The organism is Shewanella livingstonensis (genome assembly GCF_003855395.1).
Taxonomy (GTDB): Bacteria; Pseudomonadota; Gammaproteobacteria; order Enterobacterales; family Shewanellaceae; genus Shewanella; species Shewanella livingstonensis.
On record NZ_CP034015.1, the window covers coordinates 4,335,755 to 4,359,577 of the forward strand.

Annotated in this window: 20 protein-coding genes and 4 tRNA genes; 6 read left to right on the plus strand and 18 right to left on the minus strand. The window is 40.5% G+C overall.

Going from position 1 to position 23,823, the window contains the following annotated elements; genetic code table 11:
- Window positions 1–56: 56 nt before the first annotated feature.
- The 17 genes from EGC82_RS18840 to orn all read right to left on the minus strand — a co-directional run bounded on the left by EGC82_RS18840 (window position 57) and on the right by orn (window position 14,431).
- Entirely contained in the window at window positions 57–755 is a 699-nt protein-coding gene (locus EGC82_RS18840; protein ID WP_124732114.1) for a cytochrome c1, read from the minus strand.
- A complete protein-coding gene (locus EGC82_RS18845) occupies window positions 755–1,969 on the minus strand; it encodes a cytochrome b (protein WP_124732115.1) in 1,215 nt (404 codons plus the stop codon). Before EGC82_RS18845 ends, EGC82_RS18840 begins: the two co-directional genes overlap by 1 nt.
- Entirely contained in the window at window positions 1,969–2,559 is a 591-nt protein-coding gene (gene petA, locus EGC82_RS18850) for a ubiquinol-cytochrome c reductase iron-sulfur subunit (RefSeq protein WP_124732116.1), read from the minus strand. Before petA ends, EGC82_RS18845 begins: the two co-directional genes overlap by 1 nt.
- A gap of 399 nt (window positions 2,560–2,958) precedes the next feature.
- Window positions 2,959–3,837, minus strand: a complete 879-nt coding sequence (hflC, locus tag EGC82_RS18855; protein ID WP_124732117.1) for a protease modulator HflC — start codon at window positions 3,835–3,837, stop codon at window positions 2,959–2,961.
- 2 nt (window positions 3,838–3,839) lie between these two features.
- Window positions 3,840–5,006: an FtsH protease activity modulator HflK gene (gene hflK, locus EGC82_RS18860; protein ID WP_124732118.1), complete on the minus strand. Its 1,167-nt coding sequence runs from the start codon at window positions 5,004–5,006 to the stop codon at window positions 3,840–3,842.
- A 33-nt stretch (window positions 5,007–5,039) separates the two neighbouring features.
- Window positions 5,040–6,347: a ribosome rescue GTPase HflX gene (gene hflX / locus EGC82_RS18865; protein ID WP_124732119.1), complete on the minus strand. Its 1,308-nt coding sequence runs from the start codon at window positions 6,345–6,347 to the stop codon at window positions 5,040–5,042.
- 20 nt (window positions 6,348–6,367) lie between these two features.
- On the minus strand, window positions 6,368–6,625 hold the full coding sequence (gene hfq / locus EGC82_RS18870) for an RNA chaperone Hfq (RefSeq protein WP_124018311.1): 258 nt from the start codon (window positions 6,623–6,625) through the stop codon (window positions 6,368–6,370).
- Between the two features lie 82 nt (window positions 6,626–6,707).
- The gene (gene miaA, locus EGC82_RS18875; RefSeq protein ID WP_425272669.1) at window positions 6,708–7,598 is read right to left on the minus strand and encodes a tRNA (adenosine(37)-N6)-dimethylallyltransferase MiaA; all 891 of its coding nucleotides are present in this window, start codon (window positions 7,596–7,598) and stop codon (window positions 6,708–6,710) included.
- A gap of 37 nt (window positions 7,599–7,635) precedes the next feature.
- A complete protein-coding gene (mutL, locus tag EGC82_RS18880; RefSeq protein ID WP_124732121.1) occupies window positions 7,636–9,498 on the minus strand; it encodes a DNA mismatch repair endonuclease MutL in 1,863 nt (620 codons plus the stop codon).
- Between the two features lies 1 nt (window position 9,499).
- On the minus strand, window positions 9,500–10,789 hold the full coding sequence (locus EGC82_RS18885; RefSeq protein WP_244212493.1) for an N-acetylmuramoyl-L-alanine amidase: 1,290 nt from the start codon (window positions 10,787–10,789) through the stop codon (window positions 9,500–9,502).
- A 45-nt stretch (window positions 10,790–10,834) separates the two neighbouring features.
- Entirely contained in the window at window positions 10,835–11,293 is a 459-nt protein-coding gene (gene tsaE, locus EGC82_RS18890) for a tRNA (adenosine(37)-N6)-threonylcarbamoyltransferase complex ATPase subunit type 1 TsaE (RefSeq protein WP_124732123.1), read from the minus strand.
- 171 nt (window positions 11,294–11,464) lie between these two features.
- Complete coding sequence (locus tag EGC82_RS18895) at window positions 11,465–11,920, minus strand: ferritin family protein (RefSeq protein ID WP_011638755.1); 456 nt, start codon at window positions 11,918–11,920, stop codon at window positions 11,465–11,467.
- A 1,035-nt stretch (window positions 11,921–12,955) separates the two neighbouring features.
- Window positions 12,956–13,049, minus strand: a tRNA-OTHER gene (locus tag EGC82_RS21290).
- Between the two features lie 155 nt (window positions 13,050–13,204).
- Window positions 13,205–13,280 (minus strand) — tRNA-Gly (locus EGC82_RS18905).
- A 129-nt stretch (window positions 13,281–13,409) separates the two neighbouring features.
- Window positions 13,410–13,485 (minus strand) — tRNA-Gly (locus EGC82_RS18910).
- A gap of 128 nt (window positions 13,486–13,613) precedes the next feature.
- Window positions 13,614–13,689, minus strand: a tRNA-Gly gene (locus EGC82_RS18915).
- A 196-nt stretch (window positions 13,690–13,885) separates the two neighbouring features.
- Window positions 13,886–14,431, minus strand: a complete 546-nt coding sequence (orn, locus tag EGC82_RS18920; RefSeq protein ID WP_124732124.1) for an oligoribonuclease — start codon at window positions 14,429–14,431, stop codon at window positions 13,886–13,888.
- A 112-nt stretch (window positions 14,432–14,543) separates the two neighbouring features.
- On the opposite strand from orn, the gene rsgA reads away from it, so the two are divergent.
- From rsgA to EGC82_RS18940, 4 genes are all read left to right on the plus strand, one after another.
- Window positions 14,544–15,614: a small ribosomal subunit biogenesis GTPase RsgA gene (gene rsgA / locus EGC82_RS18925; protein ID WP_124732125.1), complete on the plus strand. Its 1,071-nt coding sequence runs from the start codon at window positions 14,544–14,546 to the stop codon at window positions 15,612–15,614.
- 107 nt (window positions 15,615–15,721) lie between these two features.
- Window positions 15,722–16,588: an archaetidylserine decarboxylase gene (asd, locus tag EGC82_RS18930; protein ID WP_124732126.1), complete on the plus strand. Its 867-nt coding sequence runs from the start codon at window positions 15,722–15,724 to the stop codon at window positions 16,586–16,588.
- A gap of 335 nt (window positions 16,589–16,923) precedes the next feature.
- Window positions 16,924–20,133, plus strand: a complete 3,210-nt coding sequence (locus tag EGC82_RS18935; RefSeq protein WP_124732127.1) for a mechanosensitive ion channel domain-containing protein — start codon at window positions 16,924–16,926, stop codon at window positions 20,131–20,133.
- Window positions 20,134–20,157: 24 nt separating this feature from the next.
- A complete protein-coding gene (locus tag EGC82_RS18940; protein ID WP_124732128.1) occupies window positions 20,158–20,892 on the plus strand; it encodes a glycerophosphodiester phosphodiesterase in 735 nt (244 codons plus the stop codon).
- Between the two features lie 61 nt (window positions 20,893–20,953).
- Here EGC82_RS18940 and EGC82_RS18945 read toward each other — a convergent pair whose 3' ends face one another.
- The gene (locus EGC82_RS18945) at window positions 20,954–21,838 is read right to left on the minus strand and encodes an IS1595 family transposase (protein WP_124732129.1); all 885 of its coding nucleotides are present in this window, start codon (window positions 21,836–21,838) and stop codon (window positions 20,954–20,956) included.
- 139 nt (window positions 21,839–21,977) lie between these two features.
- Between EGC82_RS18945 and EGC82_RS18950 the strand changes: the two genes are divergently transcribed.
- On the plus strand, window positions 21,978–22,931 hold the full coding sequence (locus EGC82_RS18950; RefSeq protein ID WP_124732130.1) for a D-2-hydroxyacid dehydrogenase: 954 nt from the start codon (window positions 21,978–21,980) through the stop codon (window positions 22,929–22,931).
- 619 nt (window positions 22,932–23,550) lie between these two features.
- On the plus strand, window positions 23,551–23,742 hold the full coding sequence (locus EGC82_RS18960) for a bacterioferritin-associated ferredoxin (protein WP_011638763.1): 192 nt from the start codon (window positions 23,551–23,553) through the stop codon (window positions 23,740–23,742).
- Window positions 23,743–23,823 lie beyond the last annotated feature (81 nt).

Here is a 23,823-nt window from a genome sequence, read left to right on the forward strand (position 1 = left end):
GGGCTAAGCCCCCCGTTTACAATATGCGGATAATGTATATTAACCGTTATTGATGGCTAGTGCACATCTTTCCAGTATTCTTTCTTCAACAAATAAGCAATGATGAAGAAAATAAACAAGAATCCAAGTACCCACCAACCTAAAGCTTCACGCTCTAACTGAACTGGTTCAGCTGAATAAACTAAGAAACCCGTGATATCACGAACGACTTGGTCGTATTCTTCTGCACTCATTTTGCCACCAGTAGTGACATAAGTACCATCGTCTTGTTTTACAGCAAGACCTTGTAAGTCTTGTAAAACATGTGGCATACCCACTGCTGGAAACACTGTGTTGTTCACACCAAATGGACGAGTCTCATCTGCGTAGAAACCTTTTAGGTATGAGAATACCCAATCAGCACCACGAACACGAGCAACCAAGGTTAAATCAGGAGGCGCAGCACCAAACCATTTAGCGGCATCTGGAGTAGGAATTGCGTTTTCCATTAAATCACCGATTTTTGCACCGGTGAACATGTACTTGTTACGCATATCATCGTTAGAGATGCCTAAATCAGTTGCAACACGCTCGTAGCGTTGGTATTGAGTGCTATGACAACCAGAGCAGTAATGTTGGAATGAATCCAAACCACGCTCTAATGACGCTTTATCATGCAAGTCAACGTTAGCACTTTCTAAGTGAACACTATGTCCACTTGCTGCCATTGCGAGAGATGGCAGCAATGTAACTAATGCAATTAATAACTTTTTCATTAGTGTGTCACCCTCGTTGGAACTTCTTTTGTTTTCTCATTCTTACTGTAAACCCATAAGGCTACGAAGAAAGCAAAGTAAGTGAAAGTGAATACACGTGCCGCAATAGTTAACTCAGGAGTTGCAGGAACCACACCTAAATAACCAAGGATAATGAACGACACAGTAAATTGTGCAATATTAATCTTGTGGATCATACTGCGATAGCGAATAGACTTCACTTTACAACGGTCAAGCCAAGGCAGTAGGAATAACACTGCAATTGACAGACCCATACCAATAACGCCCACTAACTTATCAGGGATAGCACGTAAAATGGCATAAAAAGGTGTGAAGTACCAAACAGGCGCTATGTGTTCTGGCGTTTTCATTGGGTTAGCCGCTTCAAAATTTGGCTTTTCAAGGAAGTATCCGCCGCCTTCAGGCATGAAGAACAACACATAACAGAACACGATTAAGAAGCCCGCTACACCCATAATATCTTTTACAGTGTAATAAGGGTGGAATGGAATACCATCAATAGGCCATCCGTTCTCATCTTTGTTCTTTTTAATCTCAACACCATCAGGGTTATTCGAGCCCACTTCATGCAAGGCGATTAAGTGTAAGAACACTAAAACAACCAGTACAAGTGGTAACGCAATAACATGCAGTGCAAAGAAACGGTTTAGCGTTGCGCCAGAAATAACATAGTCACCCCGGATCCACAATGTAAGGTCATCACCAATAATAGGAATGGCACCAAACAAAGAGATAATTACCTGCGCACCCCAGTAAGACATTTGTCCCCAAGGCAGTAAGTAACCCATGAAGGCTTCAGCCATTAGCACAAGGAAAATCAACATACCAAACAGCCATAATAGCTCCCTTGGTTTTTGATATGAACCGTAAATTAACCCACGGAACATGTGCATATAAATGACAAAGAAAAACGCCGACGCACCAGTAGAGTGCATGTAGCGAAGTAACCAGCCGTACTCAACATCACGCATGATGTATTCAACAGAAGCAAATGCGCCTTCTGCTGTAGGTACGTAGTTCATGGTTAACCAAATACCAGTCAGTAACTGGTTAACTAACACTAAAAGCGCTAATGAACCAAAGAAATACCAAAAGTTAAAGTTCTTTGGAGTTGCATACTGGCCCACATGACGGTTGTAAGTTGCCGTCATTGGGATGCGTGCATCAATCCAATCAATAATATTCTTAACCATTACGCCGCTCCTGTATCTACACCAATGATAACATTAGCATCATCGATATATTTGTGCGGTGGGATCACTAGGTTTAATGGCGCAGGAACACCCTGGAATACACGACCAGCCATGTCAAATTTAGAACCATGACAAGGACAGAAGAAACCAGATGTAACACCTTCAACCTGCTCACCGAATGAATCAGGCAAATAAGTTGGTGAACAACCTAAGTGAGTACAGATACCGACTGCAATAAAGAATTCAGGCTTAATAGAACGAGCAGGGTTAGTTGCATATTCTGGTTGCTGCATTTCTTCTGAAGCAGGGTCGCGTAATTGACTGTCTAATGTTTTAAGATTATTTAGCACAGTCTCTGTACGACGAACGACCCAAACCGGTTTTCCGCGCCATTCGACACGAATTAACTGACCTGGTTCTACTTTACTAATATTTACTTCGACCGGCGCACCTGCAGCTTTCGCTTTGGCGCTCGGATTCCATGACTTGATGAAAGGAACCGCTACAGCGACGGCACCAGCACCACCTACTACGGCGGTTGCAGCTGTCAGGAATCTGCGACGTCCGGTATCGACTGGCGCATTGCTCATCCACTTATCTCCCAGAGGGTGTTGGAATTTTTATATTTCAATACTTTAGCGACCCAAAATGGTAAACGCTAAAATCATACTTTGAGGCGGTGCTCATTATAGCGAAAAATTAGAACCAGATCATAGAGAAAACACACATCTATGTTGAGGATATTAACATTTTTTTCAAAAAAGCTTACAAATCAACCACACATTAACAATTAGACGTGACTTGATTAGCTAAATAAATTGAGTTAACACTCTGTTAAATCTATTATTTATCGACATTAGATGATAAAAAGCCGCCCAAAGACTTATAATTATCATTTTCGAAAGTTTTTTGGAAAAACTGAATTCAAATTATAGACATAAAAAAGCTCGGTAAAAACCGAGCTTTTTTAAGCTAAACAATGATGAGTATTATTTACCGCTTGATGATTTCATATATTTGAAGAAATCGCCTTCAGGTTCTAAAACCATAATATCATTTTTGCCAGCAAAGCTTTCTTTGTAAGCTTCTAAACTACGTAAAAAGCTATAAAATTCAGCATCTTTACTGTAAGTATCAGCATAAATCTTTGCCGCTAATGCATCACCCTCACCACGAATGGTAAGCGCTTTACGTTCAGCTTCAGCAATCTTTACTGTCACATTAGCATCAATAGTTGCACGGATAATTTCAGCTTGCTCTTTACCTTGTGCACGGTGCTCTTTCGCCACAGCTTGACGTTCGGCACGCATACGTTGGTAAATACTAATACTGACGTTAGCAGGTAAGTTAATTTGCTTAACGCGCACATCGACTACTTCGATACCAAGATTCTCAGCACTTTCAGAAGCATTTTCCAATGCGTCGGTTTGCAATTCATCACGCTTACCTGAAACAATTTCTTTAATCGTACGACGACCAAATTCAGTACGTAAATCGTTACTAATTTTGGCTTGTAATAAGCTTTCCGCATTGGCTTTAATACCGCCATTGGTAGAAAGATAGTACTTTTCAAAATCACGAATACGCCACTTAACATAAGAGTCGACCATTAAGTCTTTCTTTTCAGAAGTCACAAAACGATCCGCTGCACCGTCCAATGTCTGGATCCGAGAATCCAAATAACGAACTTTATCGACTAAAGGTAATTTAAAGTGAAGGCCAGGTGCAAAGACGGTTGTTTCGCCATCTTCTTTAAGTACCTTACCAAAACGCGCAACAATCGCACGTTCACCTTCGCTTACCACCATTAAAGAGGAAAAACTCACCCCTAAAATGATCACGAGAATAATCAGAGCTAATCTACCCATTGTTAGTTCCTCCCTTCGCGAACACGATCTTCGCGGCTGAGACGACCATCAGACGGCATACTAGTAATAGGCGTGTTCACACCGCTACTAGACACAGAGTTGATGTGACGCTCGACCTCAGGTTCTACTTGATTGCGCAGACTCTTAGAAGAGTCCATCAGCTTATCCAAAGGTAAATACATCAGATTACCACTACTCTTAGTGTCGATAAGCACTTTATTAGTATCAGCCAACACAGATTGCATTGCATCTATGTATAAACGATTTCTGGTTACACCAGGAGCAGCTTTATACTCTGGTAATAACTTTTCAAATCGAGCGACTTTACCTCTAGCTTCAAGCACTTCACGCTCTTTATAAGCATTAGATTGTTGTGCCATGCGTTCAACAGTACCACGCGCTTTGGGTTCTATTTCACGAGCATAAGCTTCAGCTTCGCGAATAAAGCGCTGTTCATCTTCCTGAGCAGAAATAGCATCATCAAATGCATCTTTCACTTCTTCTGGAGGACGCGCTGGTAAAAAGTTAACGTCACGAATTTGTAAGCCTAGTTTATACGGCTCAATAATACGTTCTAACTCGGTCCATGTATCACGACGAATAGCATCACGACCTGTGGTCAAAATGTCATCCATACGATTATGGCCGATAACATAACGTAACGCACTATCGGTAGCTTCACGTAAGCTTGAGTTGGCATCAACCGCACTGAATAAATATGAATATGCATCTGACACGCTATATTGAACCACAAGTTCAACATTGACGATATTTTCATCAGATGTCAGCATTCTGCCAGACGCAGGAATCGAACGGAACGTTTCCACATCGACAGTTGTCACTTCATCAATAAACGTGGCTTTCCAATGTAAACCGGAACTCACTTCACCAATATGCTGACCAAAACGGAGTAACACACCACGCTCAGCTTCTTTAACTGTGTATAAACCAGATAACGCCCAAATAATTAAGGCAATAACGGCAATCACAATCAATAAAGATGAATTAAACGGCTGGCCTGAACCTGAGGCGCTATTACCGCCCTTGCCGCCGAAACGTTTTGATAGGTTACGAAATACTTCGTCAAGATCTGGTGGCCCTTTATCGTTACCACTTTTATTTCCCCAAGGGTCTTTTTTCCCCTTGTTACCGGGCTCATTCCAAGCCATTTAGCACTCCATAATTGGATGAAATAAATGAGATTAACAAGAAACGTCTACTTCTGAAGATTCAAAAATAAATGTCTCTAATTCCCCCTGACTCTGTTTAGCTAATCGGCGCCAATCGGCATCCGATAAACGAACAGACAAAATACAGTTCCCCAGATCGTCATACTCTTTCTGCTGTATTGCATCCAGTCGATAAAACTGGCCAAGATAATGTCCTGCTGATGCAGGTATTTTCAATGTAAGCTCGCAAATCACTTGACCGATTAACTCGGTTATCGCTTTAAGCAGCAAATCAAATCCAATGCGTTTTTGCGCAGAGACCCAAACCCTTTCAGGTTTACCATCTTCTCCGTAATCAATACGGGGCGCGAAATCTTCAAGTAAATCAATTTTATTACACACAATCAGTTGAGTGATTTCATCTGCATCAATTTCTTTCAGTACTTTTTGTACTTGATCAAAATTTTCAGTCATATTGTCATCAGCACAATCAACGACATGTAAAAGAATTTCTGCTTGTCGAGTTTCTTGTAATGTGGCTTTAAATGCAGCGACGAGATCATGAGGTAAATGACGAATAAACCCTACTGTATCGGCTAAAATCACCGCACCATCAGGTAACGATAATTTACGCAATGTTGGATCTAATGTTGCAAACAACTGATCGGCAGCATAAACGTCCGATGACGTTAACGCATTAAATAGTGTCGATTTACCCGCATTGGTATAGCCCACTAAAGACACTGTCGCTAAGTCGCTACGCTTACGAGCTCGACGGCTTTGCTCACGCTGTTTATCTACTTTATCAAGACGACGATTAATATTCTTAATCCTGCCTCGTAATAAACGTCGGTCTGTTTCAAGCTGGGTCTCACCCGGCCCTCGCATCCCGATACCGCCTTTTTGGCGCTCTAAATGAGTCCAACCACGAATTAGGCGCGTCGACATGTGGCGCAATTGCGCTAGCTCCACTTGCAACTTACCTTCATGAGTTCTCGCTCGTTGAGCAAAAATATCAAGAATTAACGTAGTTCGATCTAATACTCGACACTGACATACCAACTCAAGATTACGCTCTTGAGCAGGACTCAATGCATGATTAAAAATCACTACATTGGCCTCAGTAGCAGCGACCATAGCAGCAAGTTCTTCTGCTTTGCCGGTACCAATAAAAAACTTACGATCCGGCGAGCGCCTGCTGCCAGTAATCACTCCAACAGAGCGAGCACCAGCAGATTCAACTAACAACTGCAACTCAACAAGATCTTCCCGACGTTCTTCGTCAGAAAACTCTATATGAACCAATACCGCTGTTTCACCTGCTTCATAACGATCAAACAAAAATTGTATTCCTTCTCAAATTATTCAGCATCGCTTTCTTCACCATGGGCAGTACCCTGGTGAGCTGTAACGTTAAATGGGCGTGCTGGTACAACGGTTGAAATAGCGTGCTTGTAAACCATTTGGCTTACAGTATTTTTCAACAAGATAACAAATTGATCGAATGACTCAACTTGACCTTGTAATTTAATACCATTCACTAAATAGATAGAGACTGGTACACGCTCTCGACGCAATGCGTTCAAAAATGGGTCTTGTAAAGATTGCCCCTTAGCCATTTCAATTTCCTTTTTTATTTTAAAATATGTTGAATTAAGTTTTATTGTTTAGTTTTAGTATTATACAGCAACAGCTAATAAGCTAGCGGCTTTGTCGCATAAGCGTAACTAAATTCCCTTCTACACCACTTTCGAGCCACTGTAATTCAGGCCAACTCCTCAACCATGTTAATTGACGTTTGGCCAATTGCCTAGTGGCTGCGGTAGCTTTTTCGACCATAGTCGCATGATCAAATTCTTTATCTAGGTATTGCCAACATTGCCTGTAACCAACACAACGCATTGAAGGCATGTCTAAATCTAAGTCCCCACGCGCCTTTAAGCGTGATACCTCATCGATAAAGCCTTGCTCAAGCATGATAGTAAATCGCTTAGCAATTAATTCATGTAATACTTTTCGATCGTTAGGTGCAATAGCAAATTGCACTACATCATACGGCAAAGCGACTGATTTAGTTTGCGTCAATTCAGTCATTGTTTTACCACTGATCCGATAAACCTCTAATGCCCGCGACAATCGTTGTGGATCGTTAGGATGAATTCTTGCTCCAGCAACCGGATCTATTTCACACAATTGCTGGTGTAATGCATCCCAACCATCAGTTTGAGCTTGCGCTAATATTTGCTGCCTAATACCTTCATCTGCACTGGGTAAGGGCGATAAACCTTCCAACAATGCCTTAAAGTACATCATGGTGCCACCTACGAGTAAAGGTGTCTTACCACGGCTAATAATGTCTTCGATAGCCAATAATGCGTCACGACGAAAATCTGCCGCTGAATAACTTTCGCTAGGATCCAGAATATCAATTAATTTGTGCGGCGCCATTTCCAGCTCTTGCACAGTAGGTTTAGCAGAACCTATATCCATTTGGCGATAGATAAGCGCTGAATCTACAGAGATAATTTCGCAATTATGCTTCGTTGCCATTTCAATGGCTAATGCGGTTTTGCCTGAGGCTGTCGGCCCCATTAAAAAAATCACTTTCGGCTTATCGACACTATTCACGTTAATTATCTTTCATCCAATTTTGCCAAGGTAATATATGTTCCTGGTCGTAACAAGTTTGCTTCGATTCATCGTCAAGAGAACAAAATTGCTGCCATAAAGCTTGGACTGGCTCAAATTGCGATAAACTTTGTTGCGCCAGCCAGCCTACAATAGCACCATCTGTTGGTTGCTCTAATTGTATCCACTGCAATAATTCTGGGATCACAATAGCAAGTTGGCTTTCCCTCAAATATGGGGGCACTTTTTTAATAATCAACTGCTGGAAGCGAATTGTTAATTCAATACCCATTTGGCGCAGTAATTGATCACGAACGACTAAGGTTTCTGTCCAATCTATATCTGCTGCTATAGAAACTGGCATTAATAAGGGTTGCGACACTAGACCATTAGCAAATTTGATTTCAATTTGATGCTTTCTTACTGCTAATAACACCTTTTTTATTGGCAGTAATGATAGCTTATCATCTTTACAGATCACCCAATGCTCTCCCGCTAATAAGGGCGGCATGACAAGTTGAGTAGCAACTTCATTAACATATGATATCGCGTCATTCATTGGAGTGTGCAACAACTGCCCATAACTAACAATGGCCGTTTTAGTATTCACAGAAGATAATGCAACAGCAGGCTTTTTATCATAACTAGGCTTAATTGCAGCTGAATAGCCACCAGATAAGCTATTATTCTTTCCCGGCACATGCATTGAGCCAAATGGACTAACACTGTTAATGGCTTTACTAGCGTCACGGTTAAGTGTGAAATCATCTTCAGTCGCATCGACAATATTATCTTCATGCATCAATGTTGGCTTGTTGTGCATTAGCGCAACATGTTCATGATGGTCTAATTCGTCAACTAAAGGCAACAATGGTATTTGTTCTAGCGCTGACTGCACCGCCTGTAAAATAAAGTCATGTACATAACGTGATTGATGAAAGCGCACTTCGTGCTTAGCGGGATGCACATTGACATCAACTTGATGTGGATCAAGTGATAACATCAGCACATATCCCGGCTGATGTTCAATACCATATTCAGCAAAGGCTTGTTTTACGGCATGGTTAACTAATCTATCTCGAATTAAGCGCCCATTAACATAAAAGAAATTAGTGTCTATGATGACAGTATCTTGTGGTGACTGTAAGTAACCGCTTAATGACAAACCTTCATGTTCACAGGCAATACTCAACGCTTGCTCAGCAAAAGCTCTACCGCAAATTTGCGCCAACCGTTGTTGAGTTTGAATCTCGGTGTTAGCTGGCCGATACTGACGCACTAATTTACCGTTATGTGTCAGAGTGAAATGAGTGTCACTTCGAACAATCGCAATCCGTTTTAACCACTCATCAATATGGGTAAATTCAGTTTTGTCACTTTTTAAAAAGCGGCGTCTGGCAGGAGTATTAAAAAATAAATCCACCACTTCAATTGTCGAGCCTTGAGGATGTGCGGCAGGTGTAACTTTGACATCCATTTGCGAACCTTCAGCATAAGCCTGCCAAGCTTCAGATTGCTCAGCGGTTTTTGAGGTTAATGTTAACCGCGATACCGAACTTATACTGGCTAAGGCTTCACCACGAAACCCAAAGCTTAAAATAGCTTCAAGATCGTCTAGTGTATGTACTTTTGAGGTAGCATGACGCGATAACGCCAATGCTAACTCATCTTTAGGTATACCCGCACCGTTGTCACGGATACGAATAAGCTTGCTGCCGCCTTTATCGATATCAATATCGACTCTGGTCGCGCCAGCGTCAAGACAGTTTTCAACCAGCTCTTTAACCACAGATGCCGGGCGTTCAACCACCTCGCCTGCTGCGATTTGGTTTGCTAGTTGAGGCGGTAACAGTTGAATGGTCATCTTATGCCCCAGGGATCACAAGTGTTTGTCCGATACGAACAACGTCTGATTTAAGATTATTCACCCGTTTAAGACTGTTAACCGACACACTGTAACGCTGCGCGATAATGGATAAAGATTCGCCGCGTTTAACACTGTGTTTAGTACTTGATGATTTAGCCAGTAAAGTATCTGCGGGCGGATTACTCTGAAAATAACGAAGTACACCTTTATAGATAGCATTGGCCAGTTTTTCCTGATGATTGCCATTGGACAATAACCGTTCTTCGCCTGGATTAGAAATAAAGCCAGTTTCAACCAAAATAGACGGAATATCAGGAGATTTCAGTACTGCAAAACTGGCTGATTCAGGCTTTCTTTTGTGCAAATGAGTAATAGAATCTAAATCACGTAGAATATCGCCTGCGATAGAATGACTTATCGCCATAGAACTGTTCATCGACATGTCGAGTAACGTCATGGCTAAATATTGTTCATTATCGGTATTTTGAATGATCTCACCAGCACCGCCTAACAACTCTGAGTGTTTCTCTTTTTGCTCTAACCAACGACCAATTTCACTGTTGGCTCGACGCATTGAAAGCACCCAAACAGAAGCACCGTTAGGTTGTGGTGACGTAAAGGCATCTGCATGGATAGATATCAGTAAATCTGCTTTACTATTTCGCGCCAGCTCAGAGCGTTTATTCAAATTAACAAAATAATCGCCACTGCGTGTCATTACCGCGCGCATACCCGGAGTTGAATCGACTTTACGCGCCAGACGCTTAGCAATTTCAAGCACTACACGTTTCTCATGCATGCCAGAGGGCCCAATCGATCCAGGGTCTTCCCCGCCATGGCCTGCATCAATGGCAACCACAATATCTCTAGATGACTGATTAGCAGATCGACGCACCGTTGGTTCAGCTGACGATCGACCATCTGTGTCTTCTAAATCAACCACAAGACGATTTCCATAAGGGGCTGTTGGAGGCAGAGTAAATAAACTTGATTTTACCGGTTTAGTTAAATCCATAACGAGACGCAATATGCCTTTTTTAGGCGGAGAGCTAAACCGTATTTTTTTAATAAACTTACTATTATTGGCTATTTTATCTAAATTAACCTTAGCGCCGGTATCTTGAATATCGACGACAAGGCGATGAGGGCCAGTTAAGGTAAAACTGTCATATTTGGGTACTTGAGTTAAATCAAATACCACTCGCGTCGATTCTGGGGCAGCCCAAATACGCACGCTATCAAGTTGATTAGCCGCAACAGCTAGGTTAGGCAGCAAAAACAACAGCATGAAAACTACACGGGTCAAAAACATATTTTTTAAAATCATTATTATTTATTTTATGTTATCTAAAATTGCCTGCCCTGCAGGGGATAAGGCTTGTAATTCAATTTGTCTTTGAGATTCGTTATAACGCAAATGCAAATGGATATCAGCCTCAGGGAGTAATCCATGTCCGTTATCTGGCCATTCAACTAGACATACACTTCTGTCAGTAAAATAATCACGGATACCCATATACTCGAGCTCTTCTGGATCGGCTAATCGATAGAGATCAAAATGGTATACATCCATATCGTTAAACTCATAAGGTTCAACCAAGGTATAGGTCGGACTTTTCACCGCACCTTGATGGCCCAAACTTTGGATAACGCCTCGACTAAACGTCGTTTTACCTGCGCCTAAATCCCCCGTAAGGTAAAGCGTTAATGGCGGCACAATCCACTGCGCAATTTGTTGACCAAGAGCGACAGTAGCTTGTTCATTTTCAAGGATTTTAAGCAACGATGTCATGTGTATAGTCAGCTTCCATAAAAAAGAGATACAAGAATACTAAATATACCAGAAGTTACCGGGGAACTCCCAATGTTATACGGTTATTTTTTGTTAATAAAAAAAGCCAGCTACTGGGAATAGCTGGCAAATTCACACTTCAGGAAGTTATGTCAAAGTTTCAAGGGTTGTTTAAATGTCATCCATACGAATTGTACTGTGAACTAAACGTTTCTGTTGAGTTTGTGCCACTCGGACTAAATCCATTAAGGCACTTTTAATTTCATCAGTTGGGCTACTATTAGCTGTTTTTTCAAGTAAAGCGATTAAGCGATTTTCTAAGTCTAAATGCAGCTCAAGTACTTCGTCTTCTTTCATATTGGCAGGGAGTGAAGTTTCATTGCAACGCTTACTAAAATCTTCAAAAGTAATGTCTTTGTACCAAGTATTTAAGATTCTTGATGGTGCATCTTCAAGATAGCTTTCTAACGTTTCGTAAATATGTCTTTGGTGTTGTTGAAAATAGGTCAACATCATTTTCACTCGAGAAGAGTCAGCATTACGATCTAAGCGCTTATACAATTTCTCCATATCGAGATGGCAATTAGCGACATAATCAAGTAGTTCACTTAGCTGTTGGATCCGCATAACACTCACCTCGTTTAGAACATTAACATCTTAGTAAAATTTATCTTAAGTTGATTATCGAAGATCGCGAGCTCAAATTACTTGAACTAGGTCATGTTTTTAATCCTCAAATTACTACTAATTTAGAGATTCATGAAGAAGTGAGTGATAGATCACTTGTTTTGTTGATTGCACAGTATTTTTCTTCCCATCAGCAGGCAATAAATAACAACTGAAGAAATTTTGAAAACTGATGTGACGCAGAAATTGGATTAACTCATGGGAATAGAGAGTAAATAAAGCATTTAAGCAGGCGTTTTTGAATTGAAGATTGATTTAGCGCGACCTTTATTTTCACAAAAAGAGGTTCGAACTAATGACGCTGTTATCTCTTTTAGCTTGACTGAGATATCGGCTCTTACAATTAACGCAACGGATCGCAAATCGCAGCATTTAATAACTTTGAAGCTATAAATTTTAAATTTTAAATTTTAAATTTTGGGATTTTGGGATTTTGGGATTTTGGGATTTTGGGATTTTGGGATTTTGAAAAAATAATAGCGATTGCTAGGGCCTGTTGATCTTTGCTGGTTGAATTTTGTTCGAGTTAAAAACGTTTTAATCGAGGCGAATGGATTGATGCCTAGTCATCTAAGCAAAATGCATTCAACAAAGAGTAAAACGTTTTTAGCCGAACCCTTCGGGCAGCGTTTGTTGGCCATTTTTACTGTGTTATCGACTTTTTATGTAGAATAACTACACCTCAAAGTCTCTGCCTTGTACAAATGGCCAACAATTCGCTGCAAAAATAACCTTGAAAGATCAACAGGCCCTAACAAGAAAGGTGATTTGAAGCGACTTTTCTTTTAACAAAGAGAGGTTCGAACTGATGACCGCTTTATGACGTCTAGCTTGGCAAGCAAAAAGGTATCGCATTTTCTAAGAGCGCAACTGAGCTAATGTTGCAAATCGCAAAATTTGATAACTTTGAAGCTGGAGATTTTAAAGTTTGGGATGTTGAAACAATAAGAGAGATTTGAAGTAAGAAAGGTGATTTGGAGCGACATATCAGGTTCGAACTGATGACCTATACCTTGGCAAAAAAGATTGGTATCAACTCTTACAATTAAGTCAACTGAGCTAATGTCGCAAATCAAAAAGCATCTGAAATTTGGAGCTATCTTTTCTAAATAAAGAGAAGTTCGAACTGATGACCTATACCTTTGCAAAAAAGATTGGTATCAACTCTTACAATTAACTCAACTGAGCTGAGCTAATGTCGCAAATCAAAAAGCATCTGAAATTTGGAGCGACATATCAGGTTCGAACTGATGACCTATACCTTGGCAAGGTATCGCTCTACCAACTGAGCTAATGTCGCATATCAAAATTATCTAAAATTTGGAGCGAACTTTCTTTTAAACAAAGAGAGGTTCGAACCGATGACGCTGTTATCTCTGTTAGCTTGGCAAGGTATTGCTCTAGCAACTCTCTAACATCATCTGAAATTTGGAGCGACATATCAGGTTCGAACTGATGACCTATACCTTGGCAAGGTATCGCTCTACCAACTGAGCTAATGTCGCATATCAAATTATCTAAAATTTGGAGCGAACTTTCTTTTAAACAAAGAGAGGTTCGAACCGATGACGCTGTTATCTCTGTTAGCTTGGCAAGGTATTGCTCTAGCAATTCTCTAACATCATCTGAAATTTGGAGCGACATATCAGGTTCGAACTGATGACCTATACCTTGGCAAGGTATCGCTCTACCAACTGAGCTAATGTCGCGTACTGGTTGCTTCATTGTAACAATCAACAAGGTATCGTCTTTCAACCTACGTCAACTGAGTTAATGTCGCATACTTTCAAATTTCAATACAACTTTCTATGACTCAGAGTTTGGCGCTCTGTAGAAAGTTGAGGCCGCATTATAGGTAAATTTTACTATGCTGCAACCCCTTTTTTTAAAAAATTGTTCGATTGGTTAAATTTTAAATACTTCTTTGCGATAAAACTGCATTTCAGCAATAGACTCTTTAATATCTTCTAGTGCTTGATGAGTATTTTTCTTACTGAAACCATTCATTGTTTCAGGGCTCCAACGACGAACTAATTCCTTAATGGTGCTGACATCAATGTTGCGATAATGAAAATACTCTTCAAGCTCCAACATATACTTATTCAAGAAGCGACGATCTTGACCAATACTATTACCACACATTGGCGATGCGCCTTTAGGCACGTACTGAGCTAAAAAATCAATCGTTTGTGTTATAGCATCTTGTTCTGAGCATTTACTGGCACGCACACGGTCAACTAATCCTGACTCTCCGTGATGTTTTTGGTTCCAATCGTCCATCCCAGCTAGAACATCATCAGTTTGATAAATGGCTAGTACAGGGCCTTGAGCAATGATATTAAGGTCTTGGTCGGTCACTAACGTTGCAATTTCAATGACTCGATCGACAGCAGGTTCTAAGCCTGTCATTTCTAAATCTACCCAAATTAGATTATTCGCATCAACAGCCATTTATGCCGCCTTATATTATCTGTCGCCTAAATTCAGGCATTTTTATAAAAGAGTGTGTATCATACTGTTTTTTTGACACACAAAAAAACACCTATTTAATGAAGATAAGCCTGTGAGTAAAAAGAAACCCCTAAGTCAGGGCCAATTACGCCGAATGCGCGCTAATCAGACTAAGCGATTAAAGCGCAGTGACGATAACACTCAACATGCCGAGTTGCAGGACAATCTCTTAGGTCCAGAGCAAGCTGGTGTCGTTATTTCCCGTTTTGGTCAGCATGCTGATATCGAAACAGTTGACGGTACTGTATCGCGGTGTAATATTCGCCGGGCAGTAACCAGTTTAGTTACTGGTGATAAAGTGGTGGTAAGACTCGCAACTGAAGTCCAATCGGGCTCCAGTATCGGTGGTATTGTTATTGCCGTTCACCCGCGAAAATCTTCTTTAACGCGACCTGATTTATATGATGGCGTAAAAATTATTGCCGCCAATATTGATCAAATATTAATAGTTTCATCGGTGTTACCCAGCTTTACCACCCAAATTATTGATCGATATTTAGTCGCTTCTGAAGATACCGATATTCGACCTATCATTATTTTAAATAAAATTGATTTATTAGATGATAGCAATCGGGATGACATCGAGCGCGCGCTGAAACGCTACCAAGATATTGGTTATCCGGTTTATCGGATCAGTAGCCACACAGGTGAAGGCGTAGATGATATAAAAGACTTACTCAATAACAAAGTCAGTGTTTTTGCAGGTCAATCTGGCGTGGGTAAATCGTCATTGATCAATGCACTAATGCCAGAAGCGGAGCTATTAATTGGCGATGTGTCTGACAATTCAGGTTTAGGCCAGCATACGACCACTACGGCCAAATTACTGCATTTTATTAGCGGCGGTGATTTAATTGACTCACCGGGTATACGCGAATTTGCATTATGGCATTTAGATGCTATCAGAGTCGGTTGGTGCTTTATCGAATTTAGAGACTTTTTAGGAACCTGTAAGTTCCGTGATTGCAAACATGGCGATGACCCAGGTTGTGCTTTACAGCAAGCGTTAGCAGATGGAAAAATCACTCAAGACCGCTTTAGCAATTATCAGCGCATTATTGCCAGTTTAGATGAACAACGCCATGCACGACACTTCCGTGCTATTGATGATTTAGATTCGTAAAATCAGGACTGTATTTCAATACTGTGTTGAAATAATACTCTGTAGAAAATAGTACTCCGTAGGAATAATAATCCTAGTTAAACCTGCTTAGAGAAAAGGGAAACACATTGGACTCAATTAAAATTGCCTTGCAGTACATGCTGCCAAAACACTTTTTGTCGCGTTTAGTCGGTAAATTTGCTGCTGCTGAAGCAGGCATTATTACCACAGTAGGGATCAAATGGTTTATCAAAAAATACAAAATTGATATGTCAGAAGCACAGCAACCTGAGCCCGAAGCCTATAAAACCTTTAATGCCTTTTTTACTCGTGCGCTAAAGCCTGAACTTAGACCGATAAACCAAGACGGTACTATGATGGCACATCCGGTAGATGGAGCAGTTAGTCAGTGTGGCCCTATTGAAGCTGGTAATATTTTCCAAGCCAAAGGTCACACCTACACCGCTGAAGCGTTATTAGGTGGTGATAAGGTTGATGCTGCACGTTTTGATGGTGGTGATTTTGCCACCATTTATTTAGCACCAAAAGATTATCACCGCATTCACATGCCAATCACCGGCACATTATCGAAAATGACTTATGTCCCAGGTGACTTGTTTTCGGTTAATCCACTTACCGCGCAAAATGTACCAGGATTGTTTGCCCGTAATGAACGTGTAGTGGCTCTATTTGAAACAGAAGTAGGTCCACTTGCAATGGTACTGGTTGGTGCAACCATAGTTGCCAGTATTGAAACCATATGGTCCGGCACGGTAACACCGCCAGGTGGTAAACAAGTGTTTAGCTGGGACTACCCAACTACAGGTCCAGATGCGGTTACCTTAGAAAAGGGCGCTGAAATGGGGCGCTTTAAATTAGGTAGCACTGTAGTGATGCTATTTGCACAAGATGCCATAGAAACATTTGCAGATGGTGTAGAGCCGGGTGAAACAACGCGTATGGGCCAGCCTTTCGCTATGCTGTCTAAAGCGTAACCAATATAATTTTGACGGCACCTAAATAGGTATCGTTTAGTCGTATCTAACCGTACTGTTTTTGGGCAGTACGGTTTTATTTTATGAGCTCATCCCACTTTTAAGCGCGAGCTAATGTTTGCCAGTAACATTACAGCCATAGGACTAACAGCCCTCATTACGGCAGTATTCATCGCGACGTAAATCGATACAATGAACATAATACCAACGCGCCTACAGGTGAATTAATCATTGTGGTGACAACTTCATTTGAAACAGCCTAAAGTCATCAAAAATATAGATCATAATCACCCAAATTTGCTACCATGTCCTGACTCCAATCTGGGCAAAGTATTATGTTACGTTTAGCGCGTTTATTCTTGTGTTTCCTTATAGTTAATACACTGTCGGTTTCTGTATTTGCCAACACACCCCTAACCCTTGATAAACGATTGGGGCTAAATGACCAAGCCGAAAATCAGCCGCTTGATATGCCATCACAAATTGCAGAACTCGAAAGCAGTATTGAAAAATTGCAAATAGAACAGCAAACGTATACTAATATTGAACGTTCTAACAACGAAACCAAATTGTCACTGACAGGCCAACTACGTGAAGCGCAAATAACATTAGGCCTTGATGAAGATATCGATCTTGATCAGCAAGCCTCAATGGCTTATTTTCATTTATCAGAATTAAAAGAGACAGAGTCGAACCTTAATGATCAACTACGGCTGATTTTACAACGGCAAAAACAACTACCCGATTTGATTGTTCAAGCAGAAAATGCATTAACTCAGCATAATAAAACCCAACAGGTACCGATTGAGACTCCATTAGGCCAACGTAACAAGCTACAAGCCGAACTGCTTACTCAACATATTGCAACATTGCAGGCAGAACGTTTAGCTAATCCTAAACAATTAGAAATCACTCAGCTTCAACAACAGCTCAATCGCTTATCCTTAGGCCAACAAGAAACTTTTATTGAGCTAATTAATAAACATAATATTGAGTCTCGCCAACAACAAACTGCTGAAACTATTGCTAATAACCTAATTGATGCCCAAGAGTTGGCCGATCCTTTATCTCAAGAATTAAGCAAATTAAATCAGCGCTATGCTGAGCAATTGCAAACACTGACCAGCAATATAAAATCGGCTATAGAAAAACAACAACGAGTTGAAAAGCGTTATCAATCTCAAAATGCACAACTTTCAAATGTACTTGAACAAATTACTTGGGTTAAAACTAATTCGGCATTTGGCGATCGTTTCTTACAAATGCTGCAATCATTACCTAAACCGCCCAACCTAGACAAATTGCAAACAGAATTAGCTGATGCACGGCTTGAACGCTATCAATTAGAGCAACATCAAGCATTAAATAGTCAGCAACTTGATGACAGTGAGATATTTAATGAAACTCAGATAAAGCTATTGCAGTCACAGCAAGTACTCATAGAGCAACTATTACAAAGCTATGACCAGTATTTAGCTGAGTTCGCTAAGTTACGTATTGGCTATGAACAGTTAAACCAGCTGTATAACACCTTAAAAAACACCCTTAACGAGCATTTATTTTGGGTGCCTAATGCCCCTAGCATTGGTCCATTATGGTTAATCGATTTGAGCCATAGCAGTGTATGGTTACTGCAACCCAGCCAGTGGCAATCTTTACAGCAAGCTTGGTCTGAAAAAAGTAATTATTGGGCTTGGTGGGGCATTTTATTATTATGCTGTTTAATGGCACAAGACATGCTCACACCTAAGTTTAATAAAGCCATTAGTCGTTATGCCGTCTTTGTCGGTAACGTGACTCAAGATAAATTTAAGTACACCATCAAAACCCTAATTATCAGCTTAGTGTACGCCTTGATAAAACCTTTACCGGTTATTGTGGCAGGACTCATTTTCTCCCGTTCAGAGCAAAACATGGTTTATGCCATAGGAGTGGGCATTTTAGCCATTGGCGTCAGTTATCTAATTTATCAATTCTTTTTCTTATTAACCGTTGAAAAAGGTATTTTAATCAGCCATTTTAGGCGGCCTAAAAAAATAGTTAAACAAGCACAACAAACACTTGCCTCCTTTGTCATCATATCAGCACCGTTAATTGGTCTAATGGGTTTTACCGAAGCATTAGATACTTCATTGGTACGTAATAGCTTGGGTCGTGGCGCATTTATCGTTTTCTGTGTGGTGTTATTTCTGCTGTATAAAGATGTCATGTTACTGATTGGCCAATATCGCAAAAATAAGCCTAGCGCGACTAATATGGCGATCATTCAAAAATCTGTATGGGCAATTCTCATTGTTACGCCTATTTTTAGCGCCATATTGGCAGCAATTGGCTACTACTTCACCGCTTTTCAATTGCTATTACAACTGCAAATATCAGTATTATTAGGCTTAGGATTCTTACTGACTTACCAGTTAATTAAACGCTGGATGCTGATTGAGCGGCGTCTAATCGCCTTTGATCGCGCTAAAGCCAAACGTGCAGAGCGACTTGCACAACGGGAAAGAGGTGAGTTACAAAATAATGAACCAATAGAAACTTATGAAGAACCTATTGTTGATTTAGAAACCATTTCCAGCCAGTCATTAGGCTTAGTAAGATCCATTTTAATTATTGCTTTCTTCGCCAGCTTATTGGGTATTTTGGCGCAAACTCATACTGCTGTATTCTCATTTTTAGATGGCGTTACCTTATGGACCACCAACAGCAACGTTAATGGCATTGAACAGCAAGTGCCTATTACATTAAAGTCGATTTTATTTGGTATTATGTTAGTCGGATTTTCGTTAGTTATTGCTAAAAATCTTCCTGGTTTATTGGAACTTACGTTATTACAAAGATTAGATTTATCACCCGGAACCGGCTTTGCTATTACTACGGTTAGCAGTTATTTAGTGGTATTTTTTGGCATACTTTTTGGTTTTTCAACCCTTGGTATGGAATGGTCTAAATTACAGTGGTTAGTTGCGGCATTGTCCGTTGGTTTAGGTTTTGGCTTACAAGAGATTTTTGCTAACTTTATTTCTGGTTTGATTATTTTGTTCGAAAAACCCATTCGGATTGGTGATACCGTTACTATTCGCGACCTCTCTGGAACGGTCAGTAAAATCCAAATTCGAGCAACGACTATTGTCGACTGGGATCACAAAGAAATTATCGTGCCAAACAAAGCATTTATTACTGAACAATTGGTTAACTGGTCGCTATCCAATCCAATAACTCGCGTGATTGTCACGGTATCGGTATCTCGAGATGCGGACCCAACTAAAGTGGAAATGTTGCTGCATCAAGCGGTGCGTGAATGTGAATTATCATTAGCCATACCAGAACCAGAGGTATGGTTTGCCGGTTTTGGGCAACACACTCAAGATTACGAAATTCGCTCCTATGCCAAAGACATGTCGGCTCGTTGGCCGCTACGCCATAGCTTACATAAACTGATTAATAAAAAACTCAAAGAAAACAATGTCGAACTTGCCTACCCACAAATGGAAGTTCATATTAATCATACGCCTAAAGAATCCACTGGATTATACAAAGGCTAATCTAGGTAATAATTAAGGACAGCTATGCTCGTTTTTGCTCACCGCGGCGCTAGCGGTTATGAACCTGAAAATACCTTACTCGCAATGGACAAAGCCCTCGACTTGGGTGTGAGTGCCATTGAGTTAGATGTGCATTGCGTTGAAGGTGAGCTAGTGGTGTTTCATGATCGCCGCTTAGAAGGTAAATCCACTGGAACGGGGCTAATTCATTTAACGACCAAAGCGGAATTAGCTCAATTTACAGTTGGCGGACAAGCAATACCCACATTGTGGCAAGTACTCGAACGAGTCAGTGTTAGCAGCAAAGGCTCGTGTACTATCAACATTGAATTAAAAGGTATTGGCTGTGTACAACCCTTTATTGCGTTATATACCCAAGCCTTAGAACAACTTAGTTTCATCCCAGAACAACTGTTAATATCATCCTTTAATCATCCCTATCTAGCACAGATAAAACAGTCTTTTCCGCAAGCGGTGATTGCACCATTATTAGCAGGGATCCCGCTCGATTTAGCTAAAATAATGACCACACTACATGCTTATTCAATCAATCTTGATATTAGTTTTATTAATCAAGCCATTGTTGATGATGCCCACCAGCGAGGTGGCAAAGTGTTTGTTTATACGGTTGATAACCCACAAGATATTCAAGCGTTAAAAGCCATGGGCGTGGACGGTATATTCAGTAATTACCCAGATAAAGCCATCGCAGCAGCAATGATGCCGATAACAACCGATTATAGTGGTTGGTTTGAATAATCTATTTAACCTGAACTAGGGATAAGGGATGAACTTAGTTATTCATGCCTATGCACTTGGCTCAGTAAGAATGTATTGGCGTGTGAATCATTGCCAAATTTAACAATCTGTTAGGTATTTCTCTTTCCATTTGTCTACGATTGAACCGATAACAGAACTCACTCAGGTATTCTTGTAGGTACTTTCCTGAAATACCATGAAATGTCCCAAGTAAAAATGCCTTTAAGTTACCAATGGCAATATGAACCCAAGGCAGCCATTCATCAACAAGCTCACTGGGGGTAACCCTCGCTTCATGTTGTTGAGTCTTATCTATAATGTTCAACGCAGGTAAGCCGTCTGTATGCACTTCTTGCTGTCTCGTTAAGTGTTTGGCAACGAACTTTTCAACACTATCATGGCAAACGCTATTCACAGCCTGCATAGCAATAAATCCAGCTCTTTTTCCTTTGCTTTCAACGGCAACTAAAACAGGTGTTTTACCTTCTGCTCCACGTCCACGCTTGCCCTTCCTTCTGCCACCCACTAACGCATCATCAATTTCAATGACGCCTGACAGTCTATATAAGCTGTCTCTATGGCCCATAGCCGTTCTCAGCTTACTTAATATTAAACGTGCCGTTCGCCAATTAACTTCAATGTGCTTGCTCAGTCTTAATGCCGAAATACTGCCTTTATCTGAGCCTAAAAAGTAGATAGCCCAAAACCACTTAGTGATAGGAATACGGCTACCGTGGAATAAAGTGTCCGCTGTGACCGATGTTTGTTTATGACATTGACTGCATTCATATACATTGCGGGTTGCAAGCTCATAAGCATGCTCACAAGAGCATCTAGGACAAACAAAGCCATTAGGCCATCTCATTTTCTTAATGTGATTTAAGCAATCAGTTTCAGAGCTGAATTGACGTTGCCATTCAAAAAAACTCGCTTCAGGCATTTTCATAGCAAATCTCACTTCTAGTCTTGATTTATACTATAAGAATAGGCCAAAACTGACTCAGATGCATAGGCATGTAGTTATTTAACATCAGCATGTAAATCAAGCTCAGATTATTTATCCAACGTTTGACAATGAGGTTAATGTGACACATAAACTGTTATTACTGACCAGAGAAAACGACCGATATCGGCAACTATTAACAACGCTTTGCTTGCCGAACCTCGAAATTGTTGACGATCTGATGGTTGATGATTCAGGCCATTACACTGGTGGCAATAGTAGCGATGCCGATATTTGGTTAGCAGAACCTCATCTAGCCGCTTCATTATTGCCGCATGCAATGGCACCCAAATGGTTACAATCTACCTTTGCCGGTGTCGATGCATTAATGCATCCTTCGTTACCACATGATTATTTACTGACTAATATTCGCGGTGTGTTTGGCCCGCTTATGAGCGAATATGTGTTTGGTTACCTATTAAGTCATTATCGCCACCATACTCAATATACTCAGCAGCAACAGCAACAACTTTGGCAGCCAGGTAGTTACCGAACCTTGCAAGGCTTACAGCTACTCATTTTAGGCACAGGTTCTATTGCTCAACACCTTGCTAAAACCGCCCATCATTTTGGTATGACCGTCAGCGGGCTTAATCGAAAAGGTGGTCATGTTAGTGAATTTGATAGCATCGACACAATGGATAAACTAACCGACTATTTACCGCTAGCAGATGTGATTGTTAGCGTATTGCCCAATACACCTCAAACCAAATATATTTTAAATGCGGCTAATCTTACGTTATTAAAAGCAGATGCTATGTTATTTAATATTGGCCGAGGTAGCACTATTGAATTAGAAGCGCTACAAGCTGAATTAACCTTACAGCCACAACGCCAAGCCATATTAGATGTATTTGAACGAGAGCCCTTACCTGCTGATCATCCACTATGGCATTATGATAACGTCATTATTACACCACATATCGCCGCACCAAGCTTCCCAGAGCAAGTAATACAGGTATTCAATCACAACTATCAGCTATGGCAACAATCCAAACCATTACAGTATGTGGTCGACGTTAACCAAGGTTACTAAAGCTGCAATCAACTTAATATTCACAAATATGGTTCAAGAGGGTATTGATCACTTTGGTGTACAGCATCAGACATGCACTTAATCTGATCCGGCTAACACCTAATATTAACCGCTTTCACAAATTGTTGCATTCATTAATCTAAATCTAGCATTATCAATAAGTTAACGATAAATTTGTTTGTGCCTACACTAGGGCCTGTTGATCTTTGCTGGTTGAATTTTGTTCGAGTTAAAAACGTTTTAATCGAGGCGAATGGATTGATGCCTAGTCATCTAAGCAAAATGCATTCAACAAAGAGTAAAACGTTTTTAGCCGAACCCTTCGGGCAGCGTTTGTTGGCCATTTTTACTGTGTTATCGACTTTTTATGTAGAATAACTACACCTCAAAGTCTCTGCCTTGTACAAATGGCCAACAATTCGCTGCAAAAATAACCTTGAAAGATCAACAGGCCCTAATGCACCGGAGTTGATTTATCGGAAAAAGATGAGCTAGATCAAACTGTATTAAAAATGATCGCTACATAAGCAAAATAGTTATTGCCAATGATAACTGTTTTCATTTAGAATTAGATTACTTTCTAGCTCAGACCATTTTTTTGAATGAAGAGGCTTTCCCTATGTTCGTTTGTCTTTGTCATGCTATTACCGACACTCAAATCAAAGCTGCTGTTAGCTTAGGTGACAGTTCGTTGGCTGATGTAAAGAAACGTCTTGGCGTTGCAGACCAATGCGGCAAATGTGCCCGCATGGCTAGTCAAATAATTCAAACACAGCTTGAGTACGAACCTAATTTCTATGAAGTTGCCTAGTCGCATTAATATATAAGTCGACTCTGCTTCCATAAAAAAATGCTGCTCATATGACATATGAGCAGCATTTTTTTATTCGAC